The following is a 19,251-nucleotide window of genomic DNA, read 5'->3' as shown; positions in this document are numbered from 1 at the left end:
CGATGCAGACCGAGCTGAACAAGGTGATCGCTTCTGTCAGGGACTTCTACGCCCACGAGGGCTTCCTGTTCGAGAAGGACGTCGGCGAGCGGGCGGTCACGCACCGTTTCGCCGTGCATCTGGAGAAGCAGTTTTCGGGCTGGTCGGTCGACTGCAATTACGACCGGCTCGGCGAGCGCACGCTGCATCTGCCGCACGGCACCATCATCTCGACCGACGACCATCTCGGTAAGTCGATCTACCCCGATGTCGTCGTGCATCAGCGCGAGATCCCGAACAATCTGCTCGCCGTGGAGATCCGCAAGGCGAGCAACCACACACCGCTCGATCACGACCAGCACAAGCTGCGGGCGCTGACCGACGTCCATGTCTGGTTTCCCTATTGGATCGGCCTGCTCCTGGTGCTGGACAGGCAACATGTGACGATGTCGGAGGTCTATGTCAGCGGTGCCGTCGACGAGCCGCTGTCACGCTGGTTCGCCTCGCGACTGGAGGAGGCCGGCCGCGCAGCTCGCGCATAGCCGAGCGCGCCATTGCGCACCTGCGCGCGCTGCGAGGTCGTGAGGCAGACCATGCCGGGAGTGTGACCCCCACCACAGTTTCGGCGTGCGATCAGGCCTATCTTGGGCGGACTTGCACGCGTCGATGCCGGAGGCCTACGCTGGCTCATTCGGATCAGGCACTTTGGAGGTTCTGATGCAGAAATCATATTTGCTGGCTGCGACGGCAGCGCTGATGCTCATGATGCAATCGCCGCTCGCGCTGGCGCAGGGCGCGCCGGCCACGGGCGGAACCGCTGCGCCTGCCGCGACAAGCACTGCGCCGGCTGCGACGACCACAGCGCCAAGCGCGACCACCGACACGTCCAGCCAGCCTACTGACGGCAAGAAGAGCGCGTCGAAGAAGCCGGCGAAGAAGAAGATGACCCGCCAGCAGGAGATCGATCATTCGGTCGACACCGGCACCGTGCCGGCGCGCTACCGCAGCTCGGTGCCCAAGCGATACCACCAATACATTCCGTTCGCTAAGCAGTAACGGATCGCACGCTATCGCCTATGACTTGTGGCGCGGCCGGCGCGCACGCCTCGTCCTTCGAGACGGCGCTTACGCGCCTCCTCAGGATGAGGCTCTGCGGCACCAGCGCTCGTTGAAGCTGCTGCCGCGCACTCCGACCTCATCCTGAGGAGCCCGCCAAAGCGGGCGTCTCGAAGGATGGCCGCAAGGGAAGAGCTCCCATGTGCGATAGCCCTGCCACATCGCCGGTGGCGGTCTGCGCGAGCGGTGCTAGAGTAGGCCGAAGCCCGGGGGGAATGATGAGCGACGAGGTGAAGGATGCCGGCCTTGTGGCCATGATCAGCAGCATCCTGGGAGGCAACAAGCGCGCAGACCCTGTTGCACCGCCTCCGCTCGCCGAGGTCCCGCCGATCGTTCCGGCGGATCCCGTGGAGCCGGCCGCGACGTCCAGGTCCGAGTCCAAGTCCGAGTCCAAGTCCGAGTCCGGATCCGATGCGGCCAAAGCCGAGAGCGCGCCCGATGCCGCAGCGGCGGCCGCCGAGCCGGCCGAGCCGCCCGCGCAAATCGCAACCACGCGTGACGGCAAGCGGCTGCTGCCGGCGGAGGCGATCGCCGATCTCGTGCTCGGCGAGCTGCGCAAGCTGGACAACTTCCCGAGTTCCGGCGTCTCGGTCACGGTCTATGGTTACCGGCACTGGAACGCGATGCTCACTTTCGCGCCGTTCTCCACCAGTTTCCAGAACGCAACCCGGTTCCGCCAGGCCGTGCCGGACCTCGTCTTCAAGCTCCGCCGTTTCGTCGAACTTGAGATATAATCTCGTCGTCGGCGCCATGGCGTCGCATGCGAAACAGTTCGACAGGATATTCAATTGAGCGTCGCCTTCACCAAGGAAGAGAGCGCCGAAACCGCGTCCGAGACGCTGTTGCCGGACCGCCCGATCTCGCCGCATCCGAACCTCGTGACGGAAGCAGGCCTCAACGCATTGCAGGCGCAGCTCGCCGAAGCGCGGGCGGCCTATGAAGCCGCGCAAGCCATCGAGGACGTCAACGAGAAGCGCCGGCAGTCCGCCGTGCCCCTGCGCGATCTCCGCTATCTCACCGAACGCTTGCGCACGGCGCAGGTGATGCCCGATCCTGTCGCGACCGAGATCGTCGCCTTCGGCAGCACCGTGAGCTTCAGCCGCGCCGACGGCCGCGTCCAGACCTACCGCATCGTCGGCGAGGACGAAGCCGATCCCAAGGCCGGCTCGATCTCGTTCGTCGCGCCGGTCGCGCGGTCGCTGATGGGCAAGGCGGTCGGCGACGTCGTCGGCTCTGGCGCGCAGGAGATCGAGATTCTGTCGATTGCCTAGAGGCGGGCACCCCGGGGAAGTTCGCGTGGCAAAGAGCGCCATCGACAGCAGCAATCCCATTCGCCTAAAGCATGATCCGGAACAGCGCGAGGCCGTCGTCTCCGCCAAACGAAGTTGATGATTGGATGAGACGGTTTTTGTCTGGAGCCTTGCCGTTCTATGCGCTGGCGGGCCTCGCCATGTGCATGTACCTCGTTCTCTACAGGACGAGCCTGTTCGACCTGAACGCCATCGTCCATGGCGCGGCCGGGTCGGCATGGTTTCCAGCCTTCATGTTCGCCTGCGTGCTGGTGGAAGCGGTCTTCCCGTATTTCGGCTATTTTCCCGGCACCGCCCTCATTCTGATGTCCGTGGCGCTCAGTCCGAAGGCCGTGGATGGCTCCGTCTTCCTCGCGGCGTGGCTCGCCATCATCCTGGGCGCCGTTCTCAGCTATGGACAGGCGCGTTTCTTCAGGCCGTTTCTGCAGCGGGTGGCCTCGAAGGCGGCCCTGCGCCGATGCGAGTCGCTGTTTGACGCCTATGGCCGCTATGCGCGCATTGCCTTGTTCGTTCATCCCAACGCCTGCTCGATGTATTTCACCGCGCTCGGACTGCTCGGCCGCAGCCTGACGCGCGAGCTCGCTTATCTCTGCGTGGGGGCCGCGGCCGCAGTGGGCATTCTGTTCGTCATCGTATCCCGGCTGGTGTCGTCCATCGGCCCCACCGATGATGGCGAATTGCAGGTGCTGCTGGCGGCCGCGCTGGTCGCCATGGGGACACTGATCGGTCTCTACACGGCCTGGCGGCCACAGCGCGCGATGTGAGGCGCCGCTCTCTCCACCGTCATTGCGAGGAGCCCTTGCGACGAAGCAATCCAGAGTCTTTCCGCGAAGGATTCTGGATTGCTTCGTGGAGCCTGTCATCGGGGCCGCGCTTCGCGCGGACCCGTTGGCTCGCAATGACGAGGATACATCGAACGTCACACCTCCGGCAGCTCGACGCCCGTCAGCTCACTCAGTTTGCCGATGAGCCGGTCCTGAAATCTCGAATCCGTCGCCTCACGGGCCGGCGCTTGCTGCTCGAGGTGATGCCAGTAGCGCCCGCTCACGAGGGCCGCGGGCTCGTCGCTGACTGCCAGCCAGGTCTGGGTGCGTTGCCCGGTGTCGATATCGACCGGGGCGCCTGCGCCCCCCATTTTCGTCCGCACCCAACCGGGATCGACGGCGTTGCAGAGGACGTTGGGCCAGCGTCGCGCCAGTGCGAAGGCGAGCGCGACGACGTGCAGCTTGCTCTCGGCATAGGCCGTGCCCGCGTCCCACGTCCGCTTGGTCCAATCGAGATCGTCGAGCGAGCCCTCTCCACCGCGGTGCAATCCGCTGCTGAGATAGACCAATCGGGCCGGCCGCGCGATCAGGGCCGTCAGCATGAACGGCGCTAGCGTGTTGATGGCGAGCGTCTCCGCATGGCCTTCCGGCGTCGACCCGCGGCTCGGCCGCATGTAGACGCCTGCATTGTGGATGACCGCATCCATGCGCCCGATCGCATTGACCTGGTCGGCGATGCTCCGCGTCTCCGCCGCGCTCCTGAGATCGCCGACCACCAATCCCTTCGCACGCGACGCGAGCCCGCCGAGGGCTGCCCCACGATCGGCCGAACGCGCGTGCAGCACGACGCGGTGCCCCTGATCGAGCAGCGATTGCGCCGCCGCCCGGCCGAGGCCATCCGTGCTGCCCGTGATGAATATGGTCGCCATGCGGTTCTCCCAGGCTGTTTCAGGACGCAATCTACCGCCCCCGCGGATCATTTCAGATACGGCTCGTCGCTCACCATTTCCAGCCGCCCCCCTTTGTCCTTGCCGCAGATCGTGGAGGCGAATCGACGCGCAGTCGATTGAAAATCAACTCACGATAGGTCTGGTCGGAAGCACCTGATGGTGGAATAATCCCGACGCTTTCTTGATTGAATTTTGACGTCGGCCGCGAACCGGCTGGCGACGTGGATTTTCATCATGGCCGCGCTTCCTCAGGACGTTGTGGCGGAATTGCAGCAGGAGAACGCGCGGCTCCTGGCCGAGTTGCGCGCCGCACAAGATCGCGAGACCGCCACTGCGGACATTCTCAAGATCATTGCCAGTTCGCCATCGGAGGTAAAGCCGGTATTCGATGCTATCGCGAGGCGCGCAAATGCCTTGCTCGGCGGCTTTTCGACGACCGTATTCCGCTTCATCGACGGCAATGCCCACTTGGCGGCGTTCACGCCGACGAATTCTGCCGCCGATGAAGCCTTGAAGAAGATGTTTCCGCGTCCGATCGCCGATTTCGAGAGTTTTGCGAGGACAGAGGCCGGCAAGGTGGTGCCGACCCCCGATACGGAAGCGCTGACGAATGACATCAAGTTCATCGCGCGTGCCCGCGGCTTTCGCAGCATGTTGTTCGTTCCGCTCGCGACAGGCGGCACGGTGATCGGCATGATCAGCGTCACGCGAGCGGAGCCGGGGGCCTTCGCTCCGCATCACGTGCAGCTTCTGCAGACCTTCGCCGACCAGGCTGTCATCGCCATAGAGAACGCGCGGCTGTTCGACGAGCTGCAGGCGCGTACCGACGATTTGCGGGAATCCCTGCAGCAGCAGACCGCGACCGCGGATGTGTTGAAGGTCATCAGCCGCTCCGCGTTCGATCTGCAGACGGTTCTCGACACGCTGACGGAATCGGCGGCGTCGCTGTGTGGCGCCGACATGGCGGCAATCGTCCGGCAGGACGCCGATGGTGCCTACTCTCATGCAACTCGGTACAATTTCTCGCCCGAATGGGCCAAGGTCTCGGCGGGCATTCGGCTCAATCCCGGACGCGGTAGCCTGGTCGGGCGCGTCCTGCTGTGCGGCAAGGCCGTTCAGATCCCGGATGTCCTGGTCGATCCCGACTATGCCTATCCCGAGCAACAGAGGGCCGGCGGTTACCGCACCCTTCTGGGCGTACCCCTGCTTCGGTCCGGAGAAGTGATCGGCGTGCTATTCCTGGGCCGCAAGACCGCGAACTCGTTCACGGACAAGCAGATCGACCTTGTCTCCACTTTCGCTGATCAGGCCGTGATCGCGATCGAAAATGTGCGGCTGTTCGATGAGGTCCAGGCGAAGACGCGCGACCTCGCCGAGTCGCTCCAGCAGCAAACTGCGACGGCCGATGTGCTGAAAGTGATCAGCCGCTCGACCTTCGATCTGCAAACCGTGCTCGACACGCTGGTCGAGTCGGCGGCACGGCTGTGCGAAGCGGAGATGGCATTCATCATGCGCCGCGAGGGCGATGAATATCAGGCCGGAGCGGCGGTCGGGTTTTCCGAGGACTACATTGCCTTTCTGCAGGCTCATCCGATCGCCCCCGGACGGGCCACGGTCACGGGTCGGGCCGTCCTCGAACGCCGTCCGGTGCAAATCCTCGACGTCGCTGCCGATCCCGAATACGGCCTGCAGGCGTCGATCACGATCGCTGGTCAACGCACGGCGCTCGGTGTTCCCCTTCTGCGCGAGAATGAGCCGATCGGCGCAATCGTGATTGCCCGCAAGCGCGTGCAGCCCTTCACCGAAAAGCAGATCGAGCTCGTCGCCACATTTGCCGACCAGGCGGTGATCGCCATCGAGAATGCGCGGTTGCTCAAGGAGTTGCGCGAACGTACTGAGGATCTCAGCGAGTCGCTGCGCCAGCAGACCGCAACGGCCGACGTGCTGAAGGTGATCAGCCGTTCGGCGTTCGATTTGCCCAATGTTCTCGAGACGCTTGTCAGCTCGGCCGCACGGCTCTGCGGCGACCCCAGAGCCGCGATCTATCTCATTCGCGATGGGTTGCTGCACCTGGAAGCCTCCCATAACAACCCACCGGAATGGGTCGCGCTACGCAAGAGCCAGCCGCTTGCGCCGAGCCGCGACACGCCGAGCGGCCGGGCAGCGCTCACTGGCCGCGTCGACCATGTCGCCGATCTCATGAAAGACCCCGACTTCTCGCGGCACGACCTCGCGAGAATCGGCGGCTATCGCGCGACCCTCAACATACCGCTAATACGCGAGGGCACCTCGATCGGGGTTCTCAGTTTGGCGCGACCGGAGCCGGGCCCATTTACCCAGCGACAGATCGAGATCGTGCAGACCTTTGCCGACCAGGCGGTGATCGCCATCGAGAATGTCCGGCTCTTCGAACAATTGCAAACCAGGACGCGAGATCTATCCGAGGCGCTGACGTACCAGACCGGCAGCGCCAATATCTTGCGGGTCATCGCTTCCTCTCCGACTGAAGTCGGACCGGTGCTCAAGGCGATCGTGGAAAGCGCATGCGGGCTTTGCGAGGCATATGATGCGCTGGTCGTTCTGAGGGATGGCGACGATATCGTCATCGAGGCGCATCATGGCCAAGTTCCCGTGGTGTGGAGCCGGCGGGCGATCAGTGTCAAATCGCCCACCGGCCGGGCAATTGTCGATCGTCGCACCGTTCAAGTGCACGACTTGCTTGGGCCCGATGGAGAGGAATACCCGATAGGACGCGAATATGCGGCTCGCTCGAACGTTCGGACTGTTTTGAGTGTGCCGCTCTTGCGCGAAGGCGAGAGCATGGGGGCGATCGTGCTGCGTCGTATGGAGGTGCGCCCATTCGACGACAAGCAGATCACGTTGCTGCAGACCTTTGCCGATCAGGCTGTTATCGCCATCGGCAATGTGCGTCTGTTCGAGCAATTGAATGAATCGCTCGAGCGGCAGACGGCAACGTCGGAGGTGCTGGAAATCATAAGCGCTTCATCGGGCGCACTCACCCCTGTCTTTCACAAGATGCTGGAGAATGCGACGCGAATTTGCGGCGCCGGCTTTGGCACCATGAATCTCTACGAGGAGGGCGGTTTTCGCACGGTCGCATTGCACAACGCGCCGCAAGCTTATGTCGATACCCGGCTGTACCAGAACATTCGCCCGCATCCCGCGAGCGGGCTCGGCACCGTCGAGAAGACTCATCAGACGGTTCATATCGACGACATCAGGACGCAGCCGCCCTATATTGAAGGCAACCCCAATGTTCGCGCGCTCGCTGACCTCGCCGGCGCAAGGACCCTCGTCATCGTGCCCATGCTCAAGGAAGATGAGCTGATTGGCACCATCACGATCTTCCGCCAGGAAGTGAAACCGTTCACAGACAAGCAGATCGAGCTCGTGTCCAACTTCGCACATCAGGGCGTGATCGCGATCGAGAATGCACGCCTGCTGAATGAACTGCGCGAGCGCACCATGGAATTGTCGCAATCGCTCGAGGAATTGCGAAATGCGCAGGATCGTCTGATCCAGACCGAGAAACTTGCCTCGCTCGGGCAACTCACCGCCGGCATTGCGCACGAGATCAAGAACCCGCTCAATTTCGTCAACAATTTTGCTGCGCTGTCCTCCGAACTCACCGACGAGCTCGGCGAAGCGCTGCGCTCAGCCAGCCTGGGCGAGGCGGAAAGGCAGGACATCGATGCGCTGATCCACATGCTGCAAGGTAACCTGGAAAAGATCGTGCAGCACGGAACGCGCGCCGATTCCATTGTCAAGAATATGCTTCTGCACTCCCGCGAAGGGTCTGGCGAACGCCGCGCGGCGGACATCAACGCCATCCTCGAGGAAAGTCTTAACCTGGCCTATCACGGAGCCCGCGCGGAAAGAGCCGGCTTCAACATCACGCTTGAAAGACAACTCGATCCGTCTGCGGGAGCGCTCGAGCTGTATCCGCAGGAAATCACCCGGGTGTTCCTCAATCTGGTGTCAAACGGTTTCTACGCAGCCAGCAAGCAAAGGGACGCCGCCGGCGACGGCTTCGAGCCAAGGCTGCGCGCGACGACCACAGACCTCGGCGGCGCCGTCGAAATCCGCATCCGCGACAATGGCACCGGCATCCCGGCCGACGTCAGAGAGAAGATATTCAATCCATTCTTCACGACCAAGCCGGCCGGCGAAGGAACTGGCCTTGGGCTTTCGATCTGCCACGACATCATCGTGAAGCAGCACGGCGGCAGCATCGAGGTCGATACCGAGCCGGGCGAGTATACCGAGTTCATCATTACGCTGCCACGTACGCGGGCGGCACCATTGCAGAGCGGAGGCAGAAGTTGAGCGTCTATATCATGGTGGTCGACGACGAGCCCGATGTCGAGGCGCTGTTCCGGCAGCAGTTTCGGCGCGATCTGCGCGCCGGTCGTTTTCTGATGGAGTTTGTATCCTCGGCGCCCCTGGCATTGCAGCGCGCGGCCGAGATTGCGGATGCCACCCTGATTCTGATCCTGTCCGACATCAACATGCCCGGAATGAGCGGACTGGAGATGCTGCCTATCGTGCGCTCGGCCCGCCCCGATGTACCGGTTATCATGATCACGGCCTACGGTGATGCCGAGACCAAGCGCAAGGCGCTGGAGAAGGGCGCCGCCGACCTGTTGACCAAGCCAATCGACTTCGCCGCGCTGCGCCAGGAGATCGATGCGAGGCTTGAGCAGGCCGCATGATTGCAACCGTTGCCGGTGGTAAACCAGAGCGGCTCGCAAAGTGAAGCTGTTGCAGACGCCGCCCCAATTGAGAGCATGCATCCACCGTCAATCTTCGTCAGAAAATCGGAGATTCGAAATGAAGACGCTCCTGGTCCCGCTTCAGAATATTCCGATGATGACAGCCACGCTCGCTGTGGCCGTAGGCCTAGCGCGTCGCTCCGGCGCCTATATCGAAGGTTTTCCACTCCGGTTCGGCATCCCACAATATGCGGCCGCCGAATTGGCCACCGGCATTCTCCTGGATTCGTATCAAGTGAAGAGCGAAGCCGAACTGAACGACATGCGCAACTTTTTTGAAGCATTCATGCTGAAGCATGATGTTCCCCGCGCCACCGCAGGGTCGAACCCGCCTTGCTTCGGCTGGCTGGAGACCGCGCCTGAGGGCGAAGACTTTGTCGGAAGTTATGGGCGCGCTTTCGATCTGATCGTGATGGCGCGGTCTGATATTGATGCTGCGGGCCCTCACCGCCGCGCGATTGAGTCCGCGCTGTTTGAGAGCGGCAGGCCCGTTCTACTGGCGCCGTCGAATGGACCAAGAAGCGTCGCAACAAACATTATGATCCACTGGAACGGGAGTACCGAGCAAGCTCGGGCAAACGCATTTGCCATGCCGCTGCTTCGTCTGGCCGAAAGGGTATCGGTCCTAACCGTTGTCGGCGGCCAAGCGGTGCCAGGACCGTCTGCCGGTCAGATCGCTCGGCAACTCCAATACAATGGCATTGCGGCCAGCTTGATCAGCGTTGAGCTGGACGGGCGCGAAACTGGTGAGGCGGTCCTCGATGCCGCCAGGGCACACGGTTGCGATCTATTGATCAAAGGAGCCTTCACCCGCACGCGGCTACGGCAGATGATATTCGGTGGAGCGACCAGCTATATCATGGAGCACGCGGATATCCCCGTCCTTATGGCTCACTAGCGCACAAAAGGCCTGGTTTTGTCGCCATTGGTGAGGCAAAAATCCATTGCCTCACAGAGCGACCGGCGCATGGCTTTGGCTATCAACATTCGGTCCGACGATTCCTCCGCAGAGCGGATCGAAGCCTTGTGGGATGAAGTTGCCGCGTTTGAGAGCCAGCCTTCGATGAGGGGTCTCGGCTATCGGCCGCATTTTACATTCGCCATTTATGATGCGCCCGAGATTGCCGCCAAGACCGCGTGGGAGACCATGCTCCGCGCAGTTGGAGGCGAAGGGCCATTGCAGGTCGGGTTCAAGCGAATTCGTTGGTTCGCAGGTCCGCCACTCGTGCTCTGGGCGGAGCCGGAGTTCGATGAAACGCTCGTCCGGTGGCACGCTTCCATCAGCGCTGCAATCGATCCAGCCTTGTGTCGGCTGCATTATCGGCCGGAAAACTGGCGACCTCATTGCACGCTCGGCACACAAATCGCCGATGCAAAGCGCGATGACGCGATCGCTTTCGCGGAGTCATTCAGCGGCAGCATCAGCGTGCTGTTCGACGTCGTGGATTGCGTTTCTTTTCCGCCAGTGCGCGTGGTTGCGGAGCAGAGATTGCCGGTTCGGGCTCCGTGAGCCAACGTCCCGCTCATCGATGCGTCCGGCCGCCCAGGCGATGATCATCTGTGCACTCTCCCGATGATGCCATCATGCCCCTGTTTTGCCCGACGGAGCAAGAAAAATTCGGAAAAATCGTAACCCATTGATCCGACTGAGGTCGGCTACTGTGCATGGGGTTGTTTTCGGGTTTTTGACAGAGCGGAAAGACCCGCAGTCCGGCTACGCTCTTCGAGCTACGCCGGACACGCTTCGCTGCCATTGGGGGTGGCTGCGCCACGCGAAGCCTTTTTTGGCGAAGCGTGGTGGGCGCACAAGGGATCGAACCTTGGACCTCTCCCGTGTGAAGGGAACGCTCTCCCGCTGAGCTATGCGCCCGGGACCATCATGCAGGCGGCCGCAGCCTAGGCCGGCCGGCACATCGGAGCCCGCGATTTAGAAGTGCCGGTCGAAGGTGTCAAGTTTTCAAGGCGTCGCCGGGGCGGAAAACCTTCGGCAGGTCGCAGGAAGCCGGATTTCGGCCGGCTTACGCGCCCTGCTGGCGGGCGCGGGAGGCGTGGGCCTGGAGCGCACGGATGCGCTCGGCCAGCGTTCCACCGCCTTCGGGCAGGCGGGGCGCTGGAGCGCCGTTGGTTGCCGCGTCGTTGGCCGGGCGCGGCGCCGGCTTCGGCGGCTGGCCGGCCTCGGCTGCGAGCAGCGCCTCGATCGGCGAGTTCGGGCCTTCGAGCTGCATCGCCAGCTTGGCGACTTCGGCCGCGATGTCGTTGATGCGCTCGCGCAGCAGCGCGTTCTCCATGCGCTCGGTCGCCCAGGAACTCTCGGCCTGCTGCTGAATCGCGTTGATGTCGCGCTGGAGTTTCGCGCGTTCGTCGCGTGCGCTGCGCAGCTGCTCCTCCAGCGCGGCCTTTTCCGCGCGCAGCTGATCCATCGCAGCCGACGACTTGCCGCCGCTGAGGCCCGCGATCTCGACGCGCAGCTCCTTGATGGTGCGCTCATTGGCCTCGTTGGCCTGGCGCAGCTGGTTGTTCTCGTAGTCGCGCTCGGCGAGCAGCTTGCCCTGCGTGGCAAGGCGTCCCTCGAGATCGGCGACGCGGCTCGACAGCATCTCGGCCTCCTTGACCTGCACGATGAGCTGGCGGTCGAGCTCGGTGACGCGCTGGCTCAGATTCTCGACGCGGCCGCGCGCCTCGCCGAGCTCGCGCGAGGCGGTCTCGGATTCGGTGCGCTCCTGTGCGAGGCGCGCTTGCGTGGCGGCAAATTCCTTCTCGGCATCGCCGACCCGGTGCTTCAATTCCTCGATCTGCGCGCGCACTGCGACCAGCTCGACCTGGCGGCTCTCCGCCATCATCGAGCGGTCGGACAGTTCGGAGTTGATCTTGGCGAGCTCGGCCTGCTTGTCCGTCAACGCGATCTCGGCTTCGCGCAAGGACGCCGTCTTGGCGGCGAATTCCTCCTCGGTGGCGCGGAGCTGCTCCTTCACCGCCTTCTCGCGCGCCTCCAGCGCGAAGATGGTGGCGTTCTTCTCGCCGAGCTCGATCTTCATGCGGTTGATGGCGTCGCTCTTCTTGCCGAGCTCGGCGAGCTGGCTCGTGGTCTTGTTCTTGAGCTGCTCGACGCTCATCTCCAGCCGCCGGGCGGACATGGCGAATTCGGCGCGGAGCTGGTCCTTGTCGGCCTGGATCTCGGCCATCGATAGCGGGGTGGCGGCTTCTAACCGGCGCGTGGTCAGGCGCACCGCGCGGTTATGCACCAGCGGCAGGATCGCAAGCCCGCACAGCATCGAGAGCAGGAAACCGATCGCCAGGTACATGATCGGTTCGACCATGGGCCAGAACTCCCAAGCTTAAGGAAAAATTCACCAACGACAATGCCATGGCGGGCCGGCAGAAAGCCAGCCCCGCTCTGTCGTTAACCTTGATCGGTGGGCAGTGGGGAGGACGCGGGCCTAGAACGGGTTCCAGGTCGCCCGCGGGGTGTATTTGAGATAGCCGATATTGGCGCCGAGGCGCAGGCCGAGCCCGGAGCGGATCGGCACCAGCACAATGTTGTTGGCGGTGAGCGCCGTCATGCCGAAGCCGCCGATGATGTAGGCTGAGCCGTCGATGCCGCCGAAGCGCTGGTAGATCGCGTTGGTGGCGGGCAGGTTGTAGACCAGCGTCATGGTGCGGGCGCCGTCGCCGCCCCAGTCGAAGCCGAGCGAGGGGCCCTGCCAGTAGACGCGCAAGTCGCCGGCGTTCTTGGTGTAGAGCGTGCCCTCGCCGTAGCGCAGGCCGGCGACGAAGGCGCCGGAGCCTTCCTCACCCAGGATGTAGCCGTTCGGCAGGCCCCATTGGCTGACCGCCTTCTCGATGATCGAGGCAAGCCCGCGCGAGACGTTGCCGAAGAAGCGATGGCCGGCGGTAACGAGCTCGTCCGGCCCATAGGTATTGGGCGTCGGGGTCCGCTGCGGCGGCGGCAGGTCAGGCGGCGGCGCCTGCTGGGCGGAGGCCGGCACGATCCAGCCGATCATCGCGGCAAGCGCGAGCGCAGCAAGGCGTGATGCAAAAGTCATAAAAGAACCCCTGGTACCGAATCCGGTCGCTTCCTTAACCTCACGCCAACAGGCATGGCCCTAGGTTGCGCCGGGTGTCCCCTCGACTCGGATGTTATCCGCAGCAACTATGACGGCACAACGGCAGGAAGATAGCCCTTTGCGCCCCGGAATTGCCTTGATCGCCCGCCGCCTCTGCCTGCTGGCCGGCATTTGGATCCTCGGTGCCGGCGGACCGACAGGGGCCGCCACCACTGAGCGGATCGTCGTCAATCGCTTCAGCGGCGTCGCCATCGAGGGTTTCGACCCCGTCGCCTATTTCGTCGCCGGTGCGGCCGTGCAGGGGACGGCGGAGTTCGAGGCGAACCTCGGGGGGGCCGTCTGGCGCTTCCGGAACGAGGGCAACCGCGCCTCTTTCCAGGCCCATCCCGAAATCTACGGACCGCAATTCGGCGGTTATGATCCTGTCGATATCGCCCGCGGCATCACCGTCGCCGCCAATCCGCATTTCTTCGCGATCGTGGCGCAGCGGCTCTATTTGTTCAGCCGGGAAGACAATCGCGACGCCTTCGTCGCCGATCCCGAGCGCTTCCTCTATGAGGTGGGTAAGCGCTGGCCGGCCCTGCAGGAGAAGCTCGGGCAGTAACGCGCCCGGTCAGTAGCAGCCTACCGCCTGCTTGTCGCCCCAAGCGATGAATTCCGGGATGATGAAGCCGGTATCGCTACGCTGGCCGAATCGGAGCTCGCCGCCCTTGCCGTCTGTCACCTTGCCGCCGGCCGCGGTCACGACCGCGCAGCCGGCCCCGACGTCCCATTCCGAGGTCGGCCCGAAACGGGGATAGATGTCGGCGCTGCCTTCCGCGATGCGGCCGAATTTCACGGCCGAGCCGCACGTCATCCTGACGGCATGAGGCCTGTCGGCGATGAACGCCTCGCTTCTGGCATCGCCGTGCGAACGGCTCACTGCGGCGATCCAGGGCTCCCCGCGCGTCGGCAGCTTGCGGGTGCGGATCAACTCGGCGGCGGCGATCGTCGCGCCGTTGAACCTCACGCGCTCGGCGCCGCGGCCGACGATGCCGCGCCAGAGCAGGCCGAGTGCGGGTGCGGAGACGATGCCGAGCAGCGGCACGCCGTCCGTCACCAAGGCGAGGTTGACGGTGAACTCGTCGCGGCCGGCGAGGAACTCCTTGGTGCCGTCAAGCGGATCGATCAGGAAGAAGCTGCCCTGGAACGGCGGGGAGGCGAGCTGGGTCCGCTCCTCCGACAGCGTCGGAACGTCGCCCGCGAGCTGCGCGAGTCCGTCCGCGATGATGCGGTCGGCGGCAAGGTCGGCCTCGGTCACCGGCGAGCCATCCTGCTTGCCGTCGATCCGCATGGCCGCGCGGTTGACGGCGAGGATCGCTTCGCCCGCCTCCACCACCAGCGCAGTGAGCGGCTCCATCAGGCCGGCAGCGGCCGCTCCGTCAATGATCCGCTTCACCTGGATGCCTCATCTGTCAGCAATATCGTTCCTCATCCACTGATTCGCCCCGATCGATTCGCTTGGGGCTTAGGGCCGCCTCGAACCGATCGCAAGCTAGCTGCCGCGGGGTTGCGAATGTTAGAACCCGCAGCATCCGTCAAGCATGCGTGATTCGCGGCGTCCAGCGCCGTGCAAGGAACCCTCCAGGACCCCATTATATGTCTGACGCTTCGTCGCCCGCGACCACTGCCGCTCCCGATATGCTCGAACTCGCCGCGCTGCTGTGCTCGCGGGTCTGCCACGATCTCATCAGCCCCGTCGGCGCCATCGTCAACGGGCTCGAAGTGCTCGACGACGATCCAAAGCCCGAGGATCGCGAGTTCGCGCTCGATCTGATTCGCAAGAGCGCCAAGACGGCCTCCGCCCGGCTCCAGTTCTGCCGTCTTGCCTTCGGCGCGGCCGGCTCCTCCGGCGCGCAGATCGATCTCGGCGATGCCCAGACCATGGCGAAGGGCCATATCGAGGACGGCAAGTGCTCGATCACCTGGAATCTGCCGCGGCTGCTGCTGCCGAAGAACCGCGTCAAGCTGCTGCTCAACATGCTGGTCGTCGCCCAGCACACGATCCCGCGCGGCGGCATGCTGACGGTCGATCCGGTCGGCGAGGGCGAGGCGATGAGCTTCCGCATCACCGCGACCGGACACAATGCACGCCTGCCGCAGAACATCTCCGAGCTCCTGAGCGGCGAGCGCGGGCCGGCTGCCGATGCGCATGCGATCCAGCCTTACTATACGCGGCTGCTGGCGCAGGCCTGCGGGCTCACGGTGACGCTCAAGCCGGAAGGCGAAGCCATCATCGTTACCGCTTCGTAAACGGCGCGTCGCGCCCGACCTCTTAATCTATTCTTTACGAGGCGCTTCGGCTTGTCCGGAGCGCCTTATCTCTTTGTTGGTGCCGTTCTTTTGCACATACTCAACCAATATTAAACGCTTTGCGGTGAAGCTGGCCCCATTCCGAAATGGCGCATCACGCCTCGTGCGCGCCTTTCCTGTATGAAGGCCTGTTTTCATGGATGATCTGTTGCGGGAGTTTCTGACGGAGACCAGCGAGAGCCTGGACACCGTGGACAATCAGCTGGTGAAGTTCGAGCAGGAGCCGAACAACGCCAAGATCCTGGATAACATCTTCCGCCTGGTCCACACCATCAAGGGCACCTGCGGCTTCCTCGGCCTGCCGCGGCTGGAAGCGCTGGCCCATGCCGGCGAGACCCTCATGGGCAAGTTCCGCGACGGCATGCCTGTGACTGCCGAGGCGGTGACGGTGATCCTGTCCTCGATCGACCGCATCAAGGAGATTTTGGCTGGCTTGGAGGCGACCGAGGCCGAGCCGGAGGGGAACGACCGCGATCTCATCGACAAGCTGGAGGCAATGGTCGAGCAGGGCATGGCCGCCATGTCAGGCTCGGCGCAGCCGATGCCGACTGCCGGCACTGCTGCTCCCGTCACTGAAGCTCCGCCGCTGGCGCCGGAAGCGCCCACCGCTGCAGCCGCCCCCGCCAAGGAGATGACCATGGGCACGCTGGTCGATCAGACCCTGGAGCGCCCCTTGCGTCCGGGCGAGGTCTCGCTCGACGAGCTCGAGCGTGCCTTCCGCGAGACCGCGATCGAAGCGCCGGTGCCCGCGCCCGTGGCCAAGGCTGAGGTCAAGGCCGAGCCCGCGCCGGCTGCTGAAGCGCCCGTTGCCGCAAAACCCGCCAGGGAAAAGGCCGCGCCGAAGAAGTCGATGGCCGACGAGATGGCGGGCGAGGGCGACCGCATCGCCAACCAGTCGATCCGCGTCAACGTGGATACGCTGGAGCACCTGATGACTATGGTCTCCGAGCTGGTCCTGACCCGCAACCAGCTCTTGGAGATCTCCCGCCGCAACGAGGACACCGAGTTCAAGGTGCCCTTGCAGCGCCTCTCCAACGTCACCGCCGAGCTGCAGGAAGGCGTCATGAAGACGCGCATGCAGCCGATCGGCAATGCCTGGCAGAAGCTGCCCCGCATCGTCCGCGACCTCTCATCCGAACTCGGCAAGCAGATCGAGCTCGAGATGCACGGCGCCGACACCGAGCTCGACCGCCAGGTGCTCGACCTGATCAAGGACCCGCTCACCCACATGGTGCGCAACTCCGCCGATCACGGCCTCGAGACCCCCGCCGAGCGCCTCGCCAGCGGCAAGGGCGAGCAGGGCACCATTCGCCTGTCCGCCTATCACGAGGGCGGCCACATCATCATCTGCATCGCCGACAACGGCCGCGGCCTCAACACCGAGAAGATCAAGGCCAAGGCGCTCTCGTCCGGTCTCGTCACCGAGGCCGAGCTCGAGAAGATGAGCGAAGCCCAGATCCACAAGTTCATCTTCGCGCCGGGCTTCTCCACTGCCGCTGCCATCACCTCGGTCTCGGGCCGCGGCGTCGGCATGGACGTGGTCCGCACCAATATCGACCAGATCGGCGGCACCATCGACATCAAGAGCGTGGCGGGCGAAGGAAGCTCCGTCACCATCAAGATCCCGCTGACGCTCGCCATCGTCTCGGCGCTGATCGTCGAAGCCGCCGGCGACCGCTTCGCGATCCCGCAGCTCTCGGTCGTGGAATTGGTCCGCGCCCGCGCCAACTCCGAGCACCGCATCGAGCGCATCAAGGACACCGCGGTGCTCAGGTTGCGCAACAAGCTGCTGCCGCTGATCCATCTGAAGAAGCTCCTGAAGATCGACGACGGCGCGGCCTCCGATCCCGAGAACGGCTTCATCGTGGTGACGCAAGTCGGCAGCCAGACGTTTGGCATCGTCGTCGACGGCGTGTTCCACACCGAAGAAATCGTGGTCAAGCCGATGTCGACAAAACTGCGTCACATCGACATGTTCTCCGGCAACACCATTCTGGGCGATGGCGCGGTCATCATGATCATCGATCCCAACGGCATCGCCAAGGCGCTCGGCGCCGCCGGCTCCTCGGCCCATGACATGGGCGACGAAGCGGCCGGCCATCACATCGGAAGTGGCGAGCAGACCACCTCGCTGCTGGTGTTCCGCGCCGGCTCGTCGCAGCCCAAGGCGGTCCCGCTCGGCCTCGTCACGCGCCTGGAAGAGCTGCCCGCCGACAAGATCGAGTTCTCGAACGGCCGCTACATGGTGCAGTACCGCGAGCAGCTGATGCCGCTGGTGGCCATGGAAGGCGTCACCATTGCTTCCCAGGGCGCCCAGCCGATCCTGGTGTTCGCCGACGACGGCCGCTCCATGGGCCTCGTCGTCGACGAGATCATCGACATCGTCGAGGAACGGCTCAACATCGAGGTCGGCGGCTCCTCCTCCGGCATTCTCGGCTCGGCCGTGATCAAGGGCCAGGCCACCGAGGTGATCGACGTCGGCCACTTCCTGCCGATGGCGTTCGCCGACTGGTTCACCCGCAAGGAGATGAAGCCGTCGCTGCATTCGCAGTCGGTGCTGCTGGTCGACGACTCGGCCTTCTTCCGCAACATGCTGGCGCCGGTGCTGAAGGCCGCCGGCTACCGCGTCCGCACCGCGCCGACCGCGCAGGAGGGCCTCGCAGCACTGCGCGCCCAAAGCTTCGACGTGATCCTGACCGACATCGAGATGCCCGACATGAACGGGTTCGAGTTCGCGGAAGTCGTCCGCTCCGACAACAACCTCGCCGCGACGCCGATCATCGGCCTCTCGGCGCTGGTGTCGCCGGCGGCGATCGAGCGCGGCCGTCAGGCCGGCTTCCACGATTATGTCGCCAAGTTCGACCGTCCCGGCCTGATCGCGGCGCTGAAGGAGCAGACCGCGGGCGCCGCCGGCGCCTCCGAGCTGAGCCGGGCGGCCGCGGCTTAAACCTTAAGCGGCATGGACCAGGAGACACTGAAATGAGCAAGAAGACCCAGTCCGCTGAAGGCGCCATGGTCGAGTACGTCACCGCGATGATCGGCGGCCAGCTGTTCGGCCTGCCGATCTCCCGCGTCCAGGACGTGTTCATGCCCGAGCGCGTCACCCGCGTGCCGCTGGCCTCGCGCGAGATCGCGGGCGTTTTGAACCTGCGCGGCCGCATCGTCACCGTGGTCGATATGCGCTCGCGCCTCGGCCTGCCCAAGGACGAGGACGGCAAGACCGCGATGGCGGTCGGCGTCGACCTGCGCGGCGAATCCTATGGCCTCCTGATCGACCAGATCGGCGAGGTGCTGCGCCTGCCCGAGGACGGCAAGGAAGAAAACCCCGTCAACCTCGACCCCCGCATGGCCAAGCTCGCCGGCGGCGTCCACCGCCTCGACGGCCAGCTCATGGTCGTCCTCGACGTCGACCGTGTCCTCGAGCTCGCGCCCGAGATGATGGCGGCCTGATACGGCGGCATTGCCGCCGAGGGACTTGCGATTGGAAGTGCCCCAGCAAAGGGGGGAAGGAAGCAGAGGTTCACATGCGAACTTGTCTCGTCGTTGATGATTCCAGCGTCATCCGAAAGGTTGCGCGCCGGATCCTGGAGGGGCTCGACTTCCAAATCCTCGAAGCCGAGGACGGTGAGAAGGCGCTGGAGGCCTGTAAGCGCGGCCTGCCGGACGCGGTGCTGCTCGACTGGAACATGCCGGTCATGGATGGCTACGAGTTCCTCGGCCATCTCAGGCGAATGCCCGGCGGCGACCAGCCCAAGGTGGTGTTCTGCACCACCGAGAACGACGTCGCGCATATCGCGCGCGCTCTGCACGCCGGCGCCAACGAATACATCATGAAGCCGTTCGACAAGGACATCGTGACGGCGAAATTTCAGGAAGTCGGCCTGATCTGAGCGATCGCCCGGAGGCTGAACGGATCCTTCGGC

The 19,251-nt window shown here is 64.2% G+C and carries 18 protein-coding genes and 1 tRNA gene; 14 read left to right on the top strand and 5 right to left on the bottom strand.

Features of this window, described 5'->3' with window-relative positions; genetic code table 11:
• Positions 1–2 precede the first annotated feature (2 nt).
• The 5 genes from ABIA45_RS22110 to ABIA45_RS22090 all read left to right on the top strand — a co-directional run bounded on the left by ABIA45_RS22110 (position 3) and on the right by ABIA45_RS22090 (position 3,169).
• On the top strand, positions 3–521 hold the full coding sequence (locus ABIA45_RS22110) for a hypothetical protein (RefSeq protein ID WP_271541478.1): 519 nt from the start codon (positions 3–5) through the stop codon (positions 519–521).
• Positions 522–696: 175 nt separating this feature from the next.
• Positions 697–1,035 (top strand): hypothetical protein, encoded by a 339-nt coding sequence (locus tag ABIA45_RS22105; protein ID WP_036009769.1) that lies wholly within the window; start codon positions 697–699, stop codon positions 1,033–1,035.
• A 278-nt stretch (positions 1,036–1,313) separates the two neighbouring features.
• Positions 1,314–1,829: a hypothetical protein gene (locus tag ABIA45_RS22100; protein WP_404653624.1), complete on the top strand. Its 516-nt coding sequence runs from the start codon at positions 1,314–1,316 to the stop codon at positions 1,827–1,829.
• A gap of 54 nt (positions 1,830–1,883) precedes the next feature.
• On the top strand, positions 1,884–2,366 hold the full coding sequence (gene greA / locus ABIA45_RS22095) for a transcription elongation factor GreA (RefSeq protein WP_157284957.1): 483 nt from the start codon (positions 1,884–1,886) through the stop codon (positions 2,364–2,366).
• A gap of 125 nt (positions 2,367–2,491) precedes the next feature.
• Positions 2,492–3,169 (top strand): hypothetical protein, encoded by a 678-nt coding sequence (locus ABIA45_RS22090; protein ID WP_157284956.1) that lies wholly within the window; start codon positions 2,492–2,494, stop codon positions 3,167–3,169.
• A 155-nt stretch (positions 3,170–3,324) separates the two neighbouring features.
• Here the strand turns inward: ABIA45_RS22090 and ABIA45_RS22085 are convergent, their stop codons facing one another.
• The gene (locus tag ABIA45_RS22085; RefSeq protein WP_404653622.1) at positions 3,325–4,098 is read right to left on the bottom strand and encodes an SDR family NAD(P)-dependent oxidoreductase; all 774 of its coding nucleotides are present in this window, start codon (positions 4,096–4,098) and stop codon (positions 3,325–3,327) included.
• A 255-nt stretch (positions 4,099–4,353) separates the two neighbouring features.
• On the opposite strand from ABIA45_RS22085, the gene ABIA45_RS22080 reads away from it, so the two are divergent.
• From ABIA45_RS22080 to ABIA45_RS22065, 4 genes are all read left to right on the top strand, one after another.
• Positions 4,354–8,466: a GAF domain-containing protein gene (locus tag ABIA45_RS22080; protein ID WP_404653620.1), complete on the top strand. Its 4,113-nt coding sequence runs from the start codon at positions 4,354–4,356 to the stop codon at positions 8,464–8,466.
• Positions 8,463–8,852, top strand: coding sequence for a response regulator (locus tag ABIA45_RS22075; RefSeq protein ID WP_036009791.1), 390 nt, complete (start codon positions 8,463–8,465; stop codon positions 8,850–8,852). Before ABIA45_RS22080 ends, ABIA45_RS22075 begins: the two co-directional genes overlap by 4 nt.
• Before the next feature lie 118 nt (positions 8,853–8,970).
• Positions 8,971–9,810 carry a universal stress protein gene (locus ABIA45_RS22070; protein ID WP_271541490.1) on the top strand — a complete coding sequence of 280 codons (840 nt, stop codon included), beginning with the start codon at positions 8,971–8,973 and terminating at the stop codon, positions 9,808–9,810.
• 69 nt (positions 9,811–9,879) lie between these two features.
• Positions 9,880–10,422 carry a 2'-5' RNA ligase family protein gene (locus ABIA45_RS22065; protein WP_271541492.1) on the top strand — a complete coding sequence of 181 codons (543 nt, stop codon included), beginning with the start codon at positions 9,880–9,882 and terminating at the stop codon, positions 10,420–10,422.
• A 285-nt stretch (positions 10,423–10,707) separates the two neighbouring features.
• Here the strand turns inward: ABIA45_RS22065 and ABIA45_RS22060 are convergent.
• The 3 genes from ABIA45_RS22060 to ABIA45_RS22050 form a co-directional block, all read right to left on the bottom strand.
• Positions 10,708–10,782: transfer RNA gene (locus ABIA45_RS22060), tRNA-Val, on the bottom strand.
• Between the two features lie 148 nt (positions 10,783–10,930).
• On the bottom strand, positions 10,931–12,229 hold the full coding sequence (locus ABIA45_RS22055; protein ID WP_404653617.1) for a hypothetical protein: 1,299 nt from the start codon (positions 12,227–12,229) through the stop codon (positions 10,931–10,933).
• 120 nt (positions 12,230–12,349) lie between these two features.
• Entirely contained in the window at positions 12,350–12,955 is a 606-nt protein-coding gene (locus ABIA45_RS22050) for a DUF1134 domain-containing protein (RefSeq protein ID WP_157284949.1), read from the bottom strand.
• 139 nt (positions 12,956–13,094) lie between these two features.
• On the opposite strand from ABIA45_RS22050, the gene ABIA45_RS22045 reads away from it, so the two are divergent.
• Positions 13,095–13,580: a YHS domain-containing (seleno)protein gene (locus tag ABIA45_RS22045; protein ID WP_404653615.1), complete on the top strand. Its 486-nt coding sequence runs from the start codon at positions 13,095–13,097 to the stop codon at positions 13,578–13,580.
• 9 nt (positions 13,581–13,589) lie between these two features.
• On the opposite strand, the gene ABIA45_RS22040 is transcribed toward ABIA45_RS22045, so the two are convergent.
• Positions 13,590–14,414 carry a 3'(2'),5'-bisphosphate nucleotidase CysQ gene (locus tag ABIA45_RS22040; RefSeq protein WP_404653613.1) on the bottom strand — a complete coding sequence of 275 codons (825 nt, stop codon included), beginning with the start codon at positions 14,412–14,414 and terminating at the stop codon, positions 13,590–13,592.
• Positions 14,415–14,614: 200 nt separating this feature from the next.
• On the opposite strand from ABIA45_RS22040, the gene chpT reads away from it, so the two are divergent.
• From chpT to ABIA45_RS22020, 4 genes are all read left to right on the top strand, one after another.
• Positions 14,615–15,268 carry a histidine phosphotransferase ChpT gene (gene chpT / locus ABIA45_RS22035; protein ID WP_271541498.1) on the top strand — a complete coding sequence of 218 codons (654 nt, stop codon included), beginning with the start codon at positions 14,615–14,617 and terminating at the stop codon, positions 15,266–15,268.
• A gap of 196 nt (positions 15,269–15,464) precedes the next feature.
• Complete coding sequence (locus ABIA45_RS22030; RefSeq protein WP_404653612.1) at positions 15,465–18,275, top strand: chemotaxis protein CheW; 2,811 nt, start codon at positions 15,465–15,467, stop codon at positions 18,273–18,275.
• 32 nt (positions 18,276–18,307) lie between these two features.
• Positions 18,308–18,778: a chemotaxis protein CheW gene (locus tag ABIA45_RS22025; protein WP_036036030.1), complete on the top strand. Its 471-nt coding sequence runs from the start codon at positions 18,308–18,310 to the stop codon at positions 18,776–18,778.
• Positions 18,779–18,852: 74 nt separating this feature from the next.
• Entirely contained in the window at positions 18,853–19,218 is a 366-nt protein-coding gene (locus ABIA45_RS22020; protein ID WP_007600538.1) for a PleD family two-component system response regulator, read from the top strand.
• Positions 19,219–19,251: the final 33 nt, after the last annotated feature.

It is taken from the genome of Bradyrhizobium sp. USDA 336 (assembly GCF_044908355.1).
In the GTDB taxonomy this organism is placed as follows: Bacteria; Pseudomonadota; Alphaproteobacteria; order Rhizobiales; family Xanthobacteraceae; genus Bradyrhizobium; species Bradyrhizobium yuanmingense.
This window is presented reverse-complemented; position numbering and strand designations above follow the sequence as displayed.

What these genes read in the sequence shown, in the direction of transcription:
- ABIA45_RS22110 (WP_271541478.1), top strand. Translation starts at nt 3, where the DNA reads ATGCAGACCGAGCTGAACAAGGTGATCGCTTCTGTCAGGGACTTCTAC.
- ABIA45_RS22085 (WP_404653622.1), bottom strand. Translation starts at nt 4,098, where the DNA reads ATGGCGACCATATTCATCACGGGCAGCACGGATGGCCTCGGCCGGGCG.
- ABIA45_RS22080 (WP_404653620.1), top strand. Translation starts at nt 4,354, where the DNA reads ATGGCCGCGCTTCCTCAGGACGTTGTGGCGGAATTGCAGCAGGAGAAC.
- ABIA45_RS22065 (WP_271541492.1), top strand. Translation starts at nt 9,880, where the DNA reads ATGGCTTTGGCTATCAACATTCGGTCCGACGATTCCTCCGCAGAGCGG.
- ABIA45_RS22090 (WP_157284956.1), top strand. Translation starts at nt 2,492, where the DNA reads ATGAGACGGTTTTTGTCTGGAGCCTTGCCGTTCTATGCGCTGGCGGGC.
- chpT (WP_271541498.1), top strand. Translation starts at nt 14,615, where the DNA reads ATGTCTGACGCTTCGTCGCCCGCGACCACTGCCGCTCCCGATATGCTC.
- ABIA45_RS22030 (WP_404653612.1), top strand. Translation starts at nt 15,465, where the DNA reads ATGGATGATCTGTTGCGGGAGTTTCTGACGGAGACCAGCGAGAGCCTG.
- ABIA45_RS22055 (WP_404653617.1), bottom strand. Translation starts at nt 12,229, where the DNA reads ATGGTCGAACCGATCATGTACCTGGCGATCGGTTTCCTGCTCTCGATG.
- ABIA45_RS22050 (WP_157284949.1), bottom strand. Translation starts at nt 12,955, where the DNA reads ATGACTTTTGCATCACGCCTTGCTGCGCTCGCGCTTGCCGCGATGATC.
- ABIA45_RS22025 (WP_036036030.1), top strand. Translation starts at nt 18,308, where the DNA reads ATGAGCAAGAAGACCCAGTCCGCTGAAGGCGCCATGGTCGAGTACGTC.
- ABIA45_RS22100 (WP_404653624.1), top strand. Translation starts at nt 1,314, where the DNA reads ATGAGCGACGAGGTGAAGGATGCCGGCCTTGTGGCCATGATCAGCAGC.
- ABIA45_RS22105 (WP_036009769.1), top strand. Translation starts at nt 697, where the DNA reads ATGCAGAAATCATATTTGCTGGCTGCGACGGCAGCGCTGATGCTCATG.
- ABIA45_RS22020 (WP_007600538.1), top strand. Translation starts at nt 18,853, where the DNA reads ATGCGAACTTGTCTCGTCGTTGATGATTCCAGCGTCATCCGAAAGGTT.
- ABIA45_RS22070 (WP_271541490.1), top strand. Translation starts at nt 8,971, where the DNA reads ATGAAGACGCTCCTGGTCCCGCTTCAGAATATTCCGATGATGACAGCC.